General features: G+C 59.7%; 19 protein-coding genes. 8 read left to right on the top strand and 11 right to left on the bottom strand.

Features of this window, described 5'->3' with window-relative positions:
• Position 1: 1 nt before the first annotated feature.
• Genes EAH78_RS27620 through EAH78_RS27610 form a run of 3 tightly spaced genes read right to left on the bottom strand, consistent with a single transcriptional unit; the run spans position 2 to position 2,271 of the window.
• A complete protein-coding gene (locus EAH78_RS27620; protein ID WP_123432643.1) occupies positions 2 to 907 on the bottom strand; it encodes a 5'-nucleotidase in 906 nt (301 codons plus the stop codon).
• 24 nt (positions 908 to 931) lie between these two features.
• Positions 932 to 1,888: a putative 2-dehydropantoate 2-reductase gene (locus EAH78_RS27615; protein WP_140670895.1), complete on the bottom strand. Its 957-nt coding sequence runs from the start codon at positions 1,886 to 1,888 to the stop codon at positions 932 to 934.
• Positions 1,885 to 2,271 carry a thioredoxin family protein gene (locus EAH78_RS27610; protein ID WP_140670893.1) on the bottom strand — a complete coding sequence of 129 codons (387 nt, stop codon included), beginning with the start codon at positions 2,269 to 2,271 and terminating at the stop codon, positions 1,885 to 1,887. The genes EAH78_RS27615 and EAH78_RS27610 overlap by 4 nt, the downstream gene beginning before the upstream one ends.
• On the opposite strand from EAH78_RS27610, the gene EAH78_RS27605 reads away from it, so the two are divergent.
• Together EAH78_RS27605 and EAH78_RS27600 are read left to right on the top strand one after the other, a co-directional pair.
• On the top strand, positions 2,270 to 2,713 hold the full coding sequence (locus tag EAH78_RS27605) for a PilZ domain-containing protein (protein WP_140670892.1): 444 nt from the start codon (positions 2,270 to 2,272) through the stop codon (positions 2,711 to 2,713). The two genes, EAH78_RS27610 and EAH78_RS27605, sit on opposite strands and share 2 nt — an antisense overlap.
• Before the next feature lie 128 nt (positions 2,714 to 2,841).
• Complete coding sequence (locus EAH78_RS27600) at positions 2,842 to 3,918, top strand: 3-deoxy-7-phosphoheptulonate synthase (RefSeq protein ID WP_140670891.1); 1,077 nt, start codon at positions 2,842 to 2,844, stop codon at positions 3,916 to 3,918.
• Positions 3,919 to 3,983: 65 nt separating this feature from the next.
• Here the strand turns inward: EAH78_RS27600 and EAH78_RS27595 are convergent, their stop codons facing one another.
• Together EAH78_RS27595 and EAH78_RS27590 are read right to left on the bottom strand one after the other, a co-directional pair.
• Positions 3,984 to 4,265, bottom strand: a complete 282-nt coding sequence (locus EAH78_RS27595) for a GNAT family N-acetyltransferase (RefSeq protein ID WP_046031797.1) — start codon at positions 4,263 to 4,265, stop codon at positions 3,984 to 3,986.
• Positions 4,266 to 4,331: 66 nt separating this feature from the next.
• The gene (locus EAH78_RS27590) at positions 4,332 to 4,709 is read right to left on the bottom strand and encodes a hypothetical protein (protein WP_140670890.1); all 378 of its coding nucleotides are present in this window, start codon (positions 4,707 to 4,709) and stop codon (positions 4,332 to 4,334) included.
• A 196-nt stretch (positions 4,710 to 4,905) separates the two neighbouring features.
• On the opposite strand from EAH78_RS27590, the gene oprI reads away from it, so the two are divergent.
• Positions 4,906 to 5,157, top strand: a complete 252-nt coding sequence (gene oprI, locus EAH78_RS27585) for an outer membrane lipoprotei OprI (protein ID WP_003199355.1) — start codon at positions 4,906 to 4,908, stop codon at positions 5,155 to 5,157.
• A gap of 121 nt (positions 5,158 to 5,278) precedes the next feature.
• Here oprI and EAH78_RS27580 read toward each other — a convergent pair whose 3' ends face one another.
• The 3 genes from EAH78_RS27580 to EAH78_RS27570 all read right to left on the bottom strand — a co-directional run bounded on the left by EAH78_RS27580 (position 5,279) and on the right by EAH78_RS27570 (position 7,309).
• On the bottom strand, positions 5,279 to 6,250 hold the full coding sequence (locus EAH78_RS27580) for a L,D-transpeptidase family protein (RefSeq protein WP_140670889.1): 972 nt from the start codon (positions 6,248 to 6,250) through the stop codon (positions 5,279 to 5,281).
• Between the two features lie 102 nt (positions 6,251 to 6,352).
• Complete coding sequence (locus EAH78_RS27575) at positions 6,353 to 6,646, bottom strand: hypothetical protein (RefSeq protein ID WP_003226812.1); 294 nt, start codon at positions 6,644 to 6,646, stop codon at positions 6,353 to 6,355.
• 57 nt (positions 6,647 to 6,703) lie between these two features.
• Positions 6,704 to 7,309 carry an arylesterase gene (locus EAH78_RS27570; RefSeq protein WP_140670888.1) on the bottom strand — a complete coding sequence of 202 codons (606 nt, stop codon included), beginning with the start codon at positions 7,307 to 7,309 and terminating at the stop codon, positions 6,704 to 6,706.
• A gap of 10 nt (positions 7,310 to 7,319) precedes the next feature.
• On the opposite strand from EAH78_RS27570, the gene EAH78_RS27565 reads away from it, so the two are divergent.
• Genes EAH78_RS27565 through greB form a run of 3 tightly spaced genes read left to right on the top strand, consistent with a single transcriptional unit; the run spans position 7,320 to position 11,039 of the window.
• Complete coding sequence (locus tag EAH78_RS27565) at positions 7,320 to 8,003, top strand: ABC transporter ATP-binding protein (protein WP_105343247.1); 684 nt, start codon at positions 7,320 to 7,322, stop codon at positions 8,001 to 8,003.
• Positions 8,003 to 10,507 (top strand): ABC transporter permease, encoded by a 2,505-nt coding sequence (locus tag EAH78_RS27560; protein ID WP_140670887.1) that lies wholly within the window; start codon positions 8,003 to 8,005, stop codon positions 10,505 to 10,507. Before EAH78_RS27565 ends, EAH78_RS27560 begins: the two co-directional genes overlap by 1 nt.
• 34 nt (positions 10,508 to 10,541) lie before the next feature.
• Positions 10,542 to 11,039, top strand: a complete 498-nt coding sequence (greB, locus tag EAH78_RS27555; protein ID WP_123432654.1) for a transcription elongation factor GreB — start codon at positions 10,542 to 10,544, stop codon at positions 11,037 to 11,039.
• A gap of 3 nt (positions 11,040 to 11,042) precedes the next feature.
• Here greB and EAH78_RS27550 read toward each other — a convergent pair whose 3' ends face one another.
• From EAH78_RS27550 to EAH78_RS27540, 3 genes are all read right to left on the bottom strand, one after another.
• Positions 11,043 to 11,351, bottom strand: a complete 309-nt coding sequence (locus tag EAH78_RS27550; protein ID WP_140670886.1) for a class I SAM-dependent methyltransferase — start codon at positions 11,349 to 11,351, stop codon at positions 11,043 to 11,045.
• Positions 11,352 to 11,598: 247 nt separating this feature from the next.
• Positions 11,599 to 12,033 (bottom strand): DoxX family protein, encoded by a 435-nt coding sequence (locus EAH78_RS27545; protein ID WP_140670884.1) that lies wholly within the window; start codon positions 12,031 to 12,033, stop codon positions 11,599 to 11,601.
• Between the two features lie 103 nt (positions 12,034 to 12,136).
• Positions 12,137 to 13,558, bottom strand: coding sequence for a transglycosylase SLT domain-containing protein (locus EAH78_RS27540; protein WP_140670882.1), 1,422 nt, complete (start codon positions 13,556 to 13,558; stop codon positions 12,137 to 12,139).
• Between the two features lie 235 nt (positions 13,559 to 13,793).
• Here EAH78_RS27540 and EAH78_RS27535 point away from each other — a divergent pair, with 235 nt between their 5' ends.
• Together EAH78_RS27535 and EAH78_RS27530 are read left to right on the top strand one after the other, a co-directional pair.
• The gene (locus EAH78_RS27535) at positions 13,794 to 14,603 is read left to right on the top strand and encodes a TatD family hydrolase (protein WP_140670880.1); all 810 of its coding nucleotides are present in this window, start codon (positions 13,794 to 13,796) and stop codon (positions 14,601 to 14,603) included.
• Positions 14,604 to 14,809: 206 nt separating this feature from the next.
• Complete coding sequence (locus EAH78_RS27530) at positions 14,810 to 16,291, top strand: methyl-accepting chemotaxis protein (RefSeq protein ID WP_140670878.1); 1,482 nt, start codon at positions 14,810 to 14,812, stop codon at positions 16,289 to 16,291.
• Positions 16,292 to 16,314: the final 23 nt, after the last annotated feature.

The raw sequence follows: 16,314 nt of genomic DNA, 5'->3' as shown, positions 1-16,314 counted from the left end.
CTTAAACCTTTTGCTCGTTGCTTATGCCGTGCGGTACGTGACCGGTGGCGACGACTTCGCGGGCCAGTTCGCAATGGCCGGCCTGATCGTCGAAAAACACATCGGCTGCAAACGCTTCGAGAAACGCCGATTTAGTCAGGCCACCGAGAAACAGTGATTCGTCCAGGCGAATGTCCCATTCGCGCAACGTACGGATCACGCGCTCATGGGCCGGCGCCGAACGCGCCGTGACTAGCGCCGTACGGATCGGACAGTCGTCGTCAGGAAACTCACGCTGCAACAAATTGAGGGCGGCCAGGAAGCCTTTGAACGGCCCACCGCGCAACGGCTCACGGGCGGCTTCACGTTCGCTGGCCTGAAACGCTTCCAGGCCACCCGACTGGTAGACCCGCTCCGACTCGTCGGAAAACAGCACCGCATCGCCATCGAAGGCAATCCGCAATTCATCACTGGCCGCGCGGCTGGCACCGCCCGACAGAATGGTCGCCGCCGCGAAACCCGCCTCCAGTGCGCTGCGTACGTCTTCGGCATGCGTCGACAGAAACAGGTCACAGCCAAAGGCCTTGAGATACGGATAAGGACTGCGCCCGCCGACAAACGCCGCGCGGGAAATCGCCAGCCCGTAGTGATGAATCGAGTTAAACACCCGCAACCCGGTGTCGGCGCTGTTGCGCGACACCAGGATCACCTCGACCCGAGCACGGCCAAGAAGGGTATTGAGGTTCAGGAGTTTCTGCACCAGAGGGAAGGCATCGCCGGGTTCGAGGATTTCGTCCTCGTGCTCGATCTGGTATTGCCGGTAGGCCTCGACGCCACTCGACAGATACACCTTGTGGCTTTCGCTCAGGTCGAACAGTGCGCGCGAAGAAATCGCCAGCACCAGTTTGTCGTCGATAGTTTTGGCCATGCCCTTCCCCCCGGATTGATCGACTCAGTTATTTCGTCGATCGATAAAACTCAAACTGCGATACAACGCTTCGATCAGCGGCAATTCACACCCTGCCACTTTGGCGGCTGCCAGGGGACGCGCGTAGATCGCGGCCAGTTCCAGCGGTCGTTTGTGCAGGAAGTCGTGGTACATGCTCGGCCAATAGTCCGGCATTTTTTCGGTCACCATGAACAGATGGTCGGCGTAACCGGCCGGTATGTCGTGGCCACAGGCGATTGCGCCCTGCACCACTTCGGCCATCAATGCCTTGATCAGTTCCCGGCTGTCAGCATCAGCCATCAATGGTGTGGTGCTGGCCCCCAGCAGAACCGACAGGCCGTTGTACGGGACATTCCAGACCAGTTTTTGCCAACGTGCCTGATGCAGGTTCGGCATGGCCTGGGAATCGATGCCGGCGTTGCGGAACAGTCCGGCACCCTCTTCTACAATCGCCACGCGCGCAGCTTCATCGGCCGCGGGACCACTGTGATAGCCGATGTTGACGGCGCCGAGTGCTTGATGGGTAATTTCCCCGGGACCGGTGCGATGGACACAGATAAAACACAGCCCGCCGAGCAGGTGCAAAGAGCCAGGAAGCACCTCGCGCAGGCTGTCTTCGACGTCCAAGCCATTCTGCAAGACCAGCACTTTGGCGTTCGGAGCAGCCGCCTGAATGATGGCGGGGGCCAGGTCGGCATTGCTGGTAGTTTTGGCGCCGACCAGCAACCAGTCGCAGGCGGGCATGTCTTGCGCGGATGAATAGGCCTGAACCGGGTTCAACGTCAGCGCGCCATGCGCCGCGCTGTCGAGCCGCAACCCGCGCTCGGCCACCGCTGAAAATTCACTGCGCAGCAAAAAGTGCACATCGAAGCCGGCACGCGCCAGCATCATCCCGTAGAACCCGCCGATTGCGCCGGTCCCGATCACACCGATTGTCGGCCTGGTCACTGCCCCCATCATGGCAACTCCTCTGCTGTTTTCATCAGCGCCCGTCCGACCGCTTCATTGAGTTCGGTGCCGGTCAGGCGCGATTTTAATGCCCCGAAGAACTCACCGTCGCGCACTAAAAACAGCGCCGGCAAATGAAAAACCTGATAACGCTCGACCACCCCGCCATTGTTCCCGGCATCGATCCAGCACAGTCGATCGACTGCCAGATCGAGCCTTGGCAATTGCTCACGGGCGAATCGGCAACTGGCGCAGCCGACACTGGTGAAAATCACCAGGGAAACACCGGGCATTGCCAGCAGCCGTTGGTCGGCATCGAAATCGGTCAGTTCCAATTCGACCACTATACTGGGGGAAACAATGTCAGATGGCCGACACAGGGAGTCCGTGTTCATGGGACGTTTTATTCCTCATCCTGACGATGTGCCCGTCGAATTAACGTTGCTCACGCATGAGTGCATCTCGCGACAGCGCTTGCACACTATCAGCCTCGGGGGCATGGCTTGCAATTATCACCGGGCCTGGCGCCACGGCACGGCGCTGGAAGTGCGCATGCCGACCCTGAACCCCGACTTGCGCTACTTGGGCTATGTGGCTTGGTGCCTGCGGCGCAAACGCGGCTACCTGGTGGGCATTGCCTTTGTCGACGAGCAGATGCTGTTCAGTGCCCGAATGGGCGAGCAAGTGTGCCAGATCGAACGCTATTGTCGCCTGCATGACGCGCACGACGACTTGCAGGGTATTCAGGCGCTGGCCCTCGAATGGGTCCAGGCGCATGCCGACGAGTTCTCTCACGACACCGTGCGCAAGGCATTTGCACAGGCTGTGCTGGATTAAACAGGTGTGTGCCCATTGTCGAGCAGGCGCGTAACGCGCTAAGGTTCGGGTCCCCGACGCGCTTAATTTGCTGTGCTCCGCCGCGCGGGTTCGCTGGCGGCCGGCACCCGTGACCTGACGAGTAAACGATGGCTGATTTACCGATCAACGACCTAAACGTCGCCTCCAACGAGACGCTGATCACTCCTGATCAGCTCAAGCGTGACCTCCCCCTGAGCGACGCCGCCCTGCGCACCGTCACCAAGGGCCGCGAAGTCATTCGCAATATCCTGGATGGCACCGACCACCGCCTGTTCGTCGTCATCGGGCCTTGCTCGATCCACGACATCAAGGCTGCCCACGAATACGCCGAGCGCCTGAAGGCGCTCGCGGCAGAAGTGTCCGATACCCTGTATCTGGTCATGCGCGTGTATTTCGAGAAACCACGCACCACCGTCGGCTGGAAAGGCTTGATCAACGACCCGTACCTGGACGACTCGTTCAAGATTCAGGACGGCTTGCACATCGGTCGCCAGTTGCTGCTGGACCTGGCCGAAATGGGCCTGCCGACCGCAACCGAAGCCCTCGACCCGATCTCCCCGCAATACTTGCAGGACTTGATCAGCTGGTCGGCCATCGGCGCGCGCACCACCGAATCCCAGACGCACCGCGAAATGGCGTCCGGCCTGTCTTCGGCTGTCGGCTTCAAGAACGGCACCGACGGCGGCCTGACCGTGGCGATCAACGCCCTGCAATCGGTTTCCAGCCCGCACCGCTTCCTGGGCATCAACCAGGAAGGTGGCGTGTCGATCGTCACCACCAAGGGCAACGCCTACGGCCACGTGGTGCTGCGCGGTGGCAACGGTAAGCCGAACTACGATTCGGTCAGTGTCGCGCTCTGCGAGCAAGCGCTGAACAAGGCGAAGATCAAGCCGAACATCATGGTCGATTGCAGCCACGCCAACTCCAACAAGGACCCGGCCCTGCAACCGCTGGTGATGGAGAACGTCGCCAACCAGATCCTCGAAGGCAACCAGTCGATCATCGGCCTGATGGTCGAGAGTCACTTGAACTGGGGCTGCCAGGCGATTCCGAAAGACCTCGCCGACCTGCAATACGGCGTGTCGATCACCGATGCCTGTATCGATTGGTCCGCCACCGAAAACACCTTGCGCAGCATGCATGCCAAGCTCAAGGACGTGCTGCCCAAACGCGATCGCACCTGATCACCGTTTAGCGCACACAAAAACGCCAGGCTTAAACCTGGCGTTTTTTTATGCGTTCGTTTGGGTCACAGCTTGGCGGCGTGCCGCTGGTGACGCTCCATGTAGCGCTCAACGTAGGAGCACGATGGAATGACGGTGTAACCCATTTCGTCAGCGTACTCCAGCGCCTTCTCGGTCAATGCCGCAGCGATGCCGCGACCACGCAAAGCGTTGGGTACGAAGGTGCGATAGATATCCAGGGTCTGCTTTCCCAGATCCATATAGGTCAGGTAGGCACGATGACCGTCCACACTGGTCTCGAATTGATGACCAGCCTGGTCATGGTGGATGGACAACGCCTCGCTCATCACTACTCCTCGCGGGTCTTGAATTCTGACCCCTACCTTACCGATGTTTTTCCGGCGAAGGAACATCTACGCCACCCCGTGCCAATGGACACCGAGAAGAACTGCAGCGATCTCGCGCAACCGAGCACGTATCAAATAGTAGGCACCATTGGCAGAAATGCTCAAGGTGCGCTCGTCATCAGGCTCAGTCAGCGGGTGCAGCTCGGGGTTACGCAGGGACGGCTCGACCGACGGTCTTTGCGGGTCGGCAGCCTGAACATTGCCGGATATTGAGACATAAGACGAATCCGCGCTCTTAAAGTCACCTCTAGATGGATAAAGATTATGAGAGTCACTGCGCAAAATTCGAACAGAAGTATGGACGAACTCATTTAGCCAGACTTTAGCCAAGACGGAAAAAAAGCCCTGTGAGTGCGCGGAACTTTTTTTGAGCGGCTCGCTCATCTCGGGCCTCGCAGCTGGATATTTTTTAAACAATGCAGTTAAAAGTTGCTCGAAAAAGAATCAACGCCTACAATTTTTTTTGCTTCTTGCTTTACGTCAGTTTACTTACGAGTAGTAATGAGTAGTATGTACGCCGGCTATTTCCTCACTCTGAGGAGACAGCTAACTTAATAGAATGTCCTTGAAGGGGAACACGATGAACAACGTTCTGAAATTCTCTGCTCTGGCTCTGGCCGCAGTTCTGGCTACCGGTTGCAGCAGCGCATCGAAAGAAACCGAAGCACGTCTGACCGCTACTGAAGACGCAGCTGCTCGCTCCCAGGCTCGTGCAGACGAAGCTTACCGTAAAGCTGATGAAGCTCTGGCTGCTGCTCAAAAAGCACAACAGACTGCTGACGAAGCTAACGAGCGTGCTCTGCGCATGCTGGACAAAGCTAGCCGTAAGTAATAATCCCTCGGGATTGTTATCAAGCCGACCCATTTATGGGTCGGCTTTTTAATGCCTGATGTTTCCATCGGGCATTAAAAAAACCGCCGACGCGGCCTGCGTCGGCGGGTTTTTTTAGGCTTTACTGCAACGGATCGAGCGGCGTATTCGAGACCATCGGCGCGGAGCCATTGGGCACCGCGATTTCCACTGGCAGGCCATCTTCAGCGGCGACCACGTCCCGCACCACATCCCAGTTCATCCGCAGGTTGTTGGTGATGTCTTCACGCTTGAGCATCGCATTGATCACCGACGTGTGCTTGTCGACCACCGACGGGTTGCCCTTGTCATCCAGCGGGGTGTGCGCTTCGAGATACACCTTGCCGCCGCTTACGCCAAACTTGTACGGGTCGTTGATGATCCGTACCGATGTGCCGACCGGCACCATTTTCGCCATTTCCAGCACGTTATTGTTGAACATGCGGAAGCAGCCGTGACTGGTGCGCATACCAATGCCGAATTTCTTGTTCGAACCATGAATCAGGTAGCCCGGCGTGCCCAGGCTGAACTTGAACGGCCCCAGAGGGTTATCCGGGCCCGCTGGCACCACATTCGGCAGCGGATCACCATCGGCGGCGTGCTCTGCCTTGATCGACGCTGGAGGGGTCCAGGTCGGGTTAGGCGTTTTCGCGGTGATGGTGGTGTGGGCGATCGGCGATCCCCAACCCTCACGACCAATCCCCAACGGGAACGTGTACACCACGTTCTGGCCTTTGGGGTAGTAATAGAGGCGGTACTCGGCCAGGTTGATCACGATGCCTTCGCGCGGGCCCGGTGGCAGGATGAAACGGGTCGGCAGAATGACTTCAGTACCGGCGCCCGGCAACCATGCATCGACACCCGGGTTGGCCGCGATCATTTCCGTGTAGCCCAGGTCGTAAGCGGTACCAAGGTCGGCGAAGGTATCTTCGTACTTGGCCTTGATCACCTGCACCTGGCCGATGATGTCTTCACCGGGCGGTGGCAGGGGAAACTCCAATGCTGCAGCTGGACCGGCCATACAAAGGGCGGCAAGAGACAGGCAGCGGGTGACGGCAGGAAAACGCGGCAACATCCGGAAAGTCCTTCGCATGATCGACAAGGGTATAAAAACGGGATTGTACACCGCCGCCTGGAATTTCGGGGAGTTGGCCGATAGCACGCTATCTTTTAGGCGTCAGAGCTCGAAACGCAGTTCTGGCCAGATCGGCGAGGTGCCGCGTTTTTGCGATTCCAGGATGGCCCGGCACAGCGAGCACAGGCGCTGGTCCTGGAAAACCCGACGATCCACACTCGACCAGCGTGGCTGTGCTGGCAGCAGGCTGCCGCACAAGGTTCGGTCCGCCGAGCCGCCTAGTTCCAGTTGTCGGGTTACCAGATGCACCCGCACTTCCTGGCAGGCGAACAGATCCAGCTGTTCGTCAGGCTCGATCAGTTGGTAGGCAAAAAGTGACCAGGCAGGACGCGGCATCGGGGGCTCCAAATCGGGGGCCGCCACCTTAGCCGAAAGCCTGCGCCTAGAAAAGGGTCATAACAGCGGTTTTAGCGTAGGCCAGACATTATCCAGCAACTTGTCCTGAGCCCCGGCCGCCGGGTGTATGCCGTCAGCCTGCATCAAGTCCGGATGACCGCCGACACCGTCGAGGAAAAACGGCACCAGCGCGATGTTTTTCTCAGTGGCCAGCGTGCTGTAGACCCTGGCAAAGGCCTCGGTGTAACGCACACCGTAATTGGGCGGCAGTTGCATGCCCAATAGCAGAACCTTGGCACCGCTTGCGCGAGAGCTGTCGATCATTGCCGCAAGGTTTTGTTGCAATTGAGTCGGAAGCAATCCACGCAGTCCGTCATTGCCACCCAACTCGAGGATGACGAGTTGCGGCTTATGCTCTGCAAGCAGCGCAGGCAGGCGCGCCTGGCCTCCGGCACTGGTGTCGCCGCTGATGGAGGCATTGACCACTTTATCGTCGAAACCTTCGTGCTTGAGCCGTTGTTCGAGCAGCGAGACCCACCCCAACCGGGTATCCAGTCCGAAACCCGCGCTGATACTATCGCCAACGATCAGGACAGTACCCGCCGCTGCGTTCTGGGCCATGCACATCAAGGCCAGGCCAGCACTCAAAAACCACACACGCATCGGATTCTCCATGGGCGCAAGCATTCTCACCGCGAAGAACCTCAGCAAAGTGGTTCCCAGCGCGGAAGGTGAACTGACTATCCTGCACGAACTCAGCCTGGAACTGAACAAGGGTGACAGCCTGGCCATCGTCGGCGCCTCCGGTTCCGGCAAGTCCACCCTCCTCGGCCTGCTCGCCGGCCTCGACCTGCCCAGCAGCGGCGAAGTCACCCTCGCCGGGCAAGGGCTGAGCACCCTCGATGAAGATCAACGTGCGCGCATTCGGGCCGAGCATGTCGGTTTTGTATTTCAGTCCTTTCAGCTGCTCGACAGCCTCAACGCCCTGGAAAACGTCATGCTGCCGCTGGAACTCGATGGCCGCAAAGACGCTCGCGAACGTGCCACCGAGTTGCTGCAACGGGTCGGCCTGGGCCAGCGCCTGACCCACTCACCGCGCCAGCTCTCGGGGGGTGAACAGCAACGGGTGGCGATTGCCCGGGCGTTTGCCGCCGAGCCCGACGTGCTGTTCGCCGATGAACCCACCGGCAATCTCGACAGCCACACCGGTGAGCGCATCAGCGACTTGTTGTTCGAACTCAACAAGGAACGCGGCACGACGCTGGTACTGGTGACCCACGACGAACGCCTGGCACATCGCTGCCGGCGCCTGATCCGCCTTGAAGCCGGCCTGCTGGTCGCCCCATTGGAGCCTTGATGGCACGCCTGCCGCTGTTGCGTCTGTTCAGTCTTGCCATCCGCCAACTGCTGCGCGATGCCCGCGCCGGCGAATTGCGCGTGCTGTTCTTCGCCTTGCTGGTGGCCGTGGCGGCGAGTACCGCCATCGGCTACTTTGGCGCCCGCCTGAACGGCGCCATGATGTTGCGCGCCACCGAATTTCTCGGCGCCGACCTGTTGCTCGAAGGCAGCTCACCGGCACGCCCTGAACAGATCAAAAGCGGTACGGAGCTGGGGCTTGAACACGCTCAAGTGGTGGAGTTCTCCAGCGTCATCGCCACCGATAACAGCATCCAGCTGTCCAGTATCAAAGCGGCTGACGCGGTCTATCCACTGCGCGGCCAACTGAAAAGCGCCCCGGCGCCTTTTGCCCCGGAAGAACCCGGTGGAGGACCGAAATCCGGCGAGGCCTGGGTCGAGGCACGACTGCTGACGGCGCTGGATCTGAAGATCGGCGACAGCATCGACGTCGGCATGAAAACCCTGAAACTGGCGCGCGTCCTGACCTACGAACCCGACCGCGCCGGCAATTTCTACAGCCTTACGCCCCGGGTGCTGATCAACCTCAGCGACCTGGCCGCCACCGGTGTGGTGCAACCCGGAAGCCGGGTCAGCTACCGCGAACTCTGGCGCGGCAAGGCCGAGGCGCTGGAAACCTATCGCCAACTGATCAAGCCTGGCCTGGCCGCCAACCAGCGCCTGCAGGATGCCCGCGACGGCAACCGACAAATTGGCGGCGCGCTGGGCAAGGCCGAGCGTTACCTCAACATGGCAAGTCTGGTGGCAGTCCTGTTGTCCGGCGTGGCGGTAGCGCTGTCGGCCACGCGCTTCGCCACGCGCCGCTTCGATGCCAGTGCCCTGCTGCGTTGCCTTGGCCTGTCACGCCGGGAAACCATGGTGCTGTTCAGTTTGCAGCTGACGGTACTCGGGCTGCTCGCCAGCCTCAGTGGCGCCCTCCTCGGATGGCTGGCACAGCTGGGGCTGTTCGCGTTGTTGCATGATTTGCTGCCGACCGACGTGCCGCCGGGTGGTCTGCTGCCGGCCATCGCCGGGATCGGTACCGGTTTGGTGGCACTGGCCGGATTTGCCCTGCCACCGCTGGCCGCGCTCGGTCGCGTGCCACCCTTGCGCGTGTTGCGCCGAGACATGTTGCCGATACCGTCCAGCACCTGGATGGTCTATGGCGCCGCCCTCGGCGCGCTCGGCCTGATCATGTGGCGCCTAAGCCTCGACCTGGTGCTGACCTTCGCCTTGCTCGGCGGGGGCGTGATCGCCGCGCTGGTGCTCGGCGGCATGCTCTTGCTACTGCTCAAAAGCCTGCGCCGGCTGCTGGCCCGCGCTTCGCTGCCCTGGCGCCTCGGGCTGGGCCAGTTGCTGCGCCATCCACTAGCCGCAGCGGGACAAGCCTTGGCCTTCGGCCTGATTCTGCTGTCCATGGCGCTGATCGCGTTGCTCAGAGGTGAACTGCTGGACACCTGGCAGAACCAATTGCCGAAAAACGCGCCGAATTATTTTGCGCTGAACATTCTGCCGGCGGACAAACAGTCCTTTACGGATCGCCTGATTCAACTGTCGGCGCAGTCCGCGCCGCTCTACCCGGTGGTACCAGGTCGACTGATCAGCATTAATGGTGAACCGGTGCAGGACATCGTCAGCAAGGACTCGGCGGGGGATCGGGCGATCCAGCGCGACCTGAGCCTGACCTGGGCGGCGGACTTGCCGGCGGGCAACAAACTCACGGCGGGCAACTGGTGGACCGAGCAGGCACCCGACGAGGTACCCGGTGTGTCGGTTGAAGGCAAAGTGGCCGAAAGCCTGAAGCTCAAGCTCGGTGATCACCTGGTGTTTACCGTGGGCGGGGTCAATCGTGAAGCGACGGTCACCAGCTTGCGAGAGATCAACTGGGACAACTTCCAGCCGAACTTTTTCATGATCTTCCAGCCCGGCACCTTGAAGGATTTGCCGGCGACGTACCTGACCAGTTTCTATCTGGCGGCCGGTCACGATCAGCAGATTGTCGACCTCTCGCGCAGCTTCCCGGCGGTGACGATTCTGCAGGTCGAAGCCTTGCTGGAACAGCTGCGCAGCATCCTCGCCCAGGTCACGCTGGCGGTGGAATATGTGCTGTTGTTTGTACTCGCGGCGGGGATGGCGGTGTTGTTTTCCGGCCTGCAGGCGACGCTCGATGAACGCATTCGTCAGGGCGCCCTGTTGCGCGCGCTGGGAGCCGAACGGCAGTTACTGGTGAAGGCCCGGCGGATCGAGTTCGGTTTACTCGGCGCGGTCAGCGGTTTGTTGGCGGCACTCGGCTCGGAACTGGTGAGCCTGGTGCTTTACCGCTACGCTTTCGACCTGCCGTGGCATCCGCATCCGTGGTTGTTGGTGCTGCCCCTGATCGGTGCGGTGCTGATTGGCGGTGCCGGTGTGTTCGGTACGCGTCGTGCGTTGAACGCCAGCCCCCTGACAGTGTTGCGCGAGGGTTGATAGACTCGAACCTTGCCCATTACAAGAAGTAGCCATGAGCCGTTATCGTCCACCCCGCCCCGCTGGCACCGCGCTGATCACCCCTGAAGGTGAAGCACGGATGCGGGCCGAGTTTCATGAGCTTTGGCATGTACGGCGACCGCAGGTGACGCAGTCGGTGAGCGAGGCTGCGGCGCAGGGTGATCGTTCCGAGAACGCGGAATACACCTACGGCAAAAAAATGCTGCGTGAAATCGACAGCCGTGTGCGCTTTCTCACCAAACGGCTTGAAGCGTTGAAGGTGGTTAGCGAAAAGCCCAGCGATCCGAACAAGGTCTATTTTGGCGCCTGGGTCACGATTGAAGACGAAGACGGCAAAGAGTCGCGCTATCGCATTGTCGGTCCGGATGAGCTGGACCTGAAGTTGGGGCTGATCAGCATCGACTCACCCCTCGCCCGCGCACTGATCGGCAAGGCGCTGGACGCCGAAGTTCGGGTCCAGACACCGACCGGTGAGCAATGCGTGTACATCGTGGCGATTGAGTATCCGTAAACCTTAGCGCCGGGTAATCAACCCCTGTCGAGCAACGCGGGTCAGTTGCCTGATCACTTCCGGCGCGTCGTCGAGGTTCGGTGATTGAATCACCGCCAAGTCAAAACTGTCGCTGGCAAATCGAGCCAGCGATTCGCCGTCTTCAACAAACTGGATCAGGAAAGCTGCAGGCCCACCGGTACGACGTGGCCAGCCGTCGAGGTAACGCAGAAGCGTCGGCTGATGTTTACCGCCAAGCAGGATTTTTGGATTGCGCTGGGTGAGATGTGCCGTGATCGGCGCGGGACGTACTACGGGGCTAAGTGCGTTCATCGAGTCGTGTCTCTGCCTCAAAATTCTGCATGGCAGGTGAGAGGCAACACCGAACCAGCGCTTTAGCGGTATTTCGAAGCCTGTTTCAAGCTTCTATCGGCAACTGGATGAGTCACCTGGCGCCCCGCAAGTAGCTGTTTAAATCGGCGCATGGGCAACATCCTAGAGAAGCTGACCGGACAGTGTCAAGAATGACGCGCAACAAAAAGGCCCGCGCAATGCGGGCCTTTTCGTTGAGCCAGAGCGGTCAGTCGGTGATGGCGCGGTCCAGCGACATCTTGCCGGCACCTTCGATCAATACCGCAATGCTGCCACCGAGCAAGGCCAGGGCGAATTCATAACCGTTGTTGGCCATGAACAAGCCGTTATGGATATGCACCGAGAAAATCGCGACCAGCGAGAGGAAGGTCAGGCCCAGTGCAGCCGGACGTGTCAGCAGACCGATAATCAACGCCAGACCACCAAAGAATTCGGTACCACCCGCCAGAATCGCCATCAGGTGACCGGGTGCCAGGCCCAGGCTTTCCATGTACTGCGCGGTGCCGGCAATGCCGTAGCCACCAAACATACCGAAGAGCTTCTGCGCGCCATGAGCTGCGAAGATGACCCCGACGACAATCCGTATCGCGGTCAGGCCGAAACCGGCGCGGGTAAACAGTACCTTGTTGATCAGTGAGCTCATGCTGTGTCATCCATTGTGAGTGTGTGTTCGTTGGGCGCCATATTAATCGATAAAACAAATGTAAAAAGCGCAATAGTTGCGACATAACAATCAGTTTAGTCGATCATTTTCGAGAGACCACTTTTTGTCCCTGCGGCTCCAATGACTCCCTCTCACGATCGAACGCCAGGTAATACTTATTCACGCTATTAACATAGCTGACGGGCCCCATTCCCACCTGCTCCATGGCTATGCGCTCGACCTGGAAGAACCACTGATTGGGATTAAGGCCGCGTCGCCGGGCTTCGGCGCGCATGCCCTGAACCCGCTCGGGGCCAATGTTGTAGGCCGCCAGCACGAAGGCCATGCGCTCACGTTCGTTGAGCTTGGGGCTGGCGAAGAACTTGCGGCGGATCATGGCCAGGTACTTGGCCCCGGCCTGGACGTTGGCGTCGAGGTCTTGAATGTTATTGACCCCCACCCGCTGGGCGGCCGACGGGGTGATTTGCATCAGGCCGGTGGGGCCACCCCCGTTGCGGGCACTGGGTTGCAGCGCCGACTCTTTAAACGCCAGCGCCGCCAGGTTCAACCAGTCCATGCCTTGGGCATCGGCGTGCTTCTGCAGTACCGGGCGCAGTTTTTCCAGACGTTGGCGGTCGGACTTGGCCAGTGGATAGTGCACTTGATACAGCCGGCGATAGATCCGTAGAAACGCAACGTCCTGGTCCGATGGCTTCTTATACGTAGTCAGAAAACGATCAATGCTCGCCCGCAGCATCGAGGCATCGCGGCGCACAAACCAGAATTCTTCGCCCGGATCACTGATCAGCACCTGCTTGTCGAAACGCAATTTTGGCAGGATCTTGCCCCAGCGCTCGGCAATTGGTTGCTCGACGATGGTCAGGTGAAAGATCCCGCCCTGAACCATTTCCAGCACATCTTCGACGGCCAGACTGGGATCGACCCACTCGATCGTTATCGGTGCCAATTTGTGCAGGGCGAGTTTTGAATTTATCTGGCTCACGGCATCGCCGGCTGCGCTGCCGGTGGGTAACGCCAGGGTCTTGCCCGAGAGTTGTTCGACCCGCGTGTAACGTCGCTCGCCCTTGATCCCCACCAGCACCAACGGGATATTGCTGGCGATCGGTTCGCTGCTGCTGACCGCGTGGCCAGGTTGCAAATCGAGCAACTCCCCAGGCGCGACCAGATCCCCTTCCCCGCGCTGCAAGGCGCCGAGCAATTGATCCTTGGATTTGGGGATGATTTTGAGACTAACTTCCTGACCGTCGCGGGCGTGGCCGTTGAGGTATTGTTCAAAGGCGCGCAAGCGGTGGTATTCGACGCCGATGGCCTGGCCCTGGACTTCGCCGGAGCTGTTGCGGCTTTGATTGACCAGCACCCGCAACACGCGACTGCTGCGAATCTCCGCCAGGTCGCGCACTTTGGCGGCCGGCACGGCTTGCAGCGGCCCGGCCAGACGCGCAACCGCCGGCATCGGCAGCAGCAACGAACAGCACAGCAGTAGCAAAATCGAGGGACGTGTCATCCACTCTCCGGAAAGGATACTGGGCCGATTTCCAAAAAAAACACGAAATCGAACGTCAGAAACAGAGCGCCATGAGCGCTGGCAAAGTGCGAAAGACTGGCACAGTGATGGCACAATGACCACCCTGGCCTGTCTCGCGGCATCAAGAGACAGCTTTAACTCGTTGTAGTTCTTGGCTTTTCTTATAAATCTACAGCTCTGATATGCTTTCCGGCCTTTGGTCCGAGGTAGCACCATGCAACTCATCGATATCGGCGTCAACCTGACCAACCCCAGTTTTGCCGACAAACACCAGGCCGTACTCGACCGCGCGTACGCCGCCGGGGTTTGCCAATTGGTCCTGACCGGCACCAGCGTCGAGGGCAGCGAACAGGCACTGGAACTGTGCCAACAACTGGACGAAAGCGCTCAACGCCTGTTCGCCACGGCGGGCATTCATCCGCATGCGGCCAGCGACTGGAACGCTGACAGCGCCCAGCGTTTGCGCAGCTTGCTCAAGGAGCCGAATGTGGTGGCCGTGGGCGAATGCGGGCTGGATTTCAATCGTGACTTCTCGCCACGCCCACAGCAGGAAAAAGTCCTCGAAGAGCACCTGGCGATGGCAGTCGAGTTGCAATTACCGGTGTTCCTGCATGAACGCGATGCCAGTCAGAGACTGCTGGAAATCCTGCGTGATTACCGTGATCAATTGCCGGCCGCCGTTGTGCACTGCTTCACCGGCGAAAAGAAAGCCCTGTTCAGCTACCTCGATCTGGATTTGCACATCGGCATCACCGGCTGGATCTGCGACGAGCGCCGGGGCACGCATCTGCATCCATTGGTTAAAGAAATCAAACGCGGCCGCTTGATGTTGGAGAGCGATGCACCGTATCTGCTGCCACGAAGCTTGCGGCCCAAGCCGAAAAACGGTCGTAACGAGCCGGCGTATTTGACTGAAGTACTGCGGGAAGTGGCGTTGCATCGTGGGGAAACGGTGGAGGATCTGGCGGTTCACACCACAGCCTGCGCACGAGCATTCTTCGGTCTGCCCGCAATCCCCCAGTAACCACAACTCAAATGTGGGAGCGGGCTTGCTCGCGAAGCGTCGTATCAGTCGACATCTACATAGACTGGCACACCGCCTTCGCGAGCAAGCCCGCTCCCACATTTGGATTGTGGTGCATGTTGATCCACATCAAATTCAGAATTTCTCGATAGCGGCACAATGCTGGCACCTTGCCAATGCTGTTTCCGCTATCAGAGAAGACCTCCATGGGTGCCTGGCTTAGCAACATCTCGCTGAAATACAAATTCTGGGCAGTGAACGCGGTCGCCTTCTTCACCACCTTGTTGCTGGTGCTGTACGCCGTGCAGCTCGAACAACAGGCCCGCAGTCATGCTGCGCAAGCCTCCGCTCAAGCACAGGCGCGGTTGCTCAGCGCCTGGCCATCCGGGCAACCGTTGCCCAAGGCCGACAACCTGCTGACCTTCGACCGCGGGCAGGCCCCATTGCTGAACGGTCAGCCGCTGCTGGAGCTGACGGACAGCCAAGGCTGGATCGAGATCAACCCAATGCAGCTGTTCGGCGAAAATCCGTTAATGGGCGCCGAAGTGTTCACTCGTCCTGATGGCCTGCACGTCGCAGTGATTGCTTTTGGCCCGAGTCTGAGCCAAGTCTTCAGCGAGCGTTTCGCTCACTACGCGGTGGCCGTCTTTATCCTGATGCTGGCGATGCTTGGCGCTTCGCAACTGTTGATCCGCTTCCTGCTGAGTCAGCTCAACACCTTGAAAGACGTGATGCTCCATGTCGAGAAAACCGGCGACCTGTCGGCCCGTGTGCCGCTGGCCTGCAAAGACGAAGTCGGACAGATGGCCAATGCCTTCAACGCGATGCAGGCCGGTTACCAGCGGGTCGTCAACACCGTCGCCAGCACGGCACGGCAATTGGATGTCGGTGCTGCACGCCTCGCCTTAAACATGAACGAAGTCCGCCAGGGCATGCTCGGCCAGCAAAGCGAAACAGATCAGGCGGCCACGGCGATCAATGAAATGAGCGCCACCGTTTATCACATCGCCCAACACGCTGGCGCCACCCGCGACCTCTCGCAAACGGCAGACACGCTGGCGGGCAGTGGGCAGCAGGTGGTCAGTCGAGTGCAGATGTCGATTGCCGGGTTGTCCAGTGGTGTGCAGCAGACGGCCGAGATGATTCAGCGCCTGGCCGAGGACAGTCAGAAAATCAACGGCGTGGTCAGCGTGATTCACAGCATTGCCGAGCAAACCAACTTGCTGGCCTTGAATGCGGCCATCGAAGCGGCTCGCGCCGGTGAAATGGGCCGAGGCTTTGCGGTCGTCGCCGATGAAGTGCGTAACCTGGCCAAGCGCGTACAGACCTCCACCGACGAGATCACCCTGATGGTCTCGGCGTTACAGGCCGGGACTCGGGACGCGGTGGACTTCATGCAGGAAAGCGCCTTCAAGGCTGACGACTGCGTGAAGCAGGCTCAAGAGGCCGGCGCCGCGCTGGCTGAGATCACCAGCTCCGTGGCGCAGATGCGTGAAAGCAATACGCAGATTGCGGTGGCCGCCGAGCAGCAAAGCCAAGTGGCGGAGGAGATGAATCGGGCGGTGGTGAGCATTCGTGATGTGACCGAGAACACTGTGCAGCAGACCATTAATTCTGCGACTACCAGTCATGAGTTGGCGGCGTTGGCTGGGGAACTGAGTAAGGCGATTGGGCAGCTCAAGCTGTAAGGGCCCCATCGCGAGCAGGCTGA

This window comes from Pseudomonas arsenicoxydans (assembly GCF_006438915.1).
Classification (GTDB): Bacteria; Pseudomonadota; Gammaproteobacteria; order Pseudomonadales; family Pseudomonadaceae; genus Aquipseudomonas; species Aquipseudomonas arsenicoxydans_A.
Note: the sequence above shows the minus strand (reverse complement) of the source record. Positions and strands in the feature narration are given on the sequence as shown.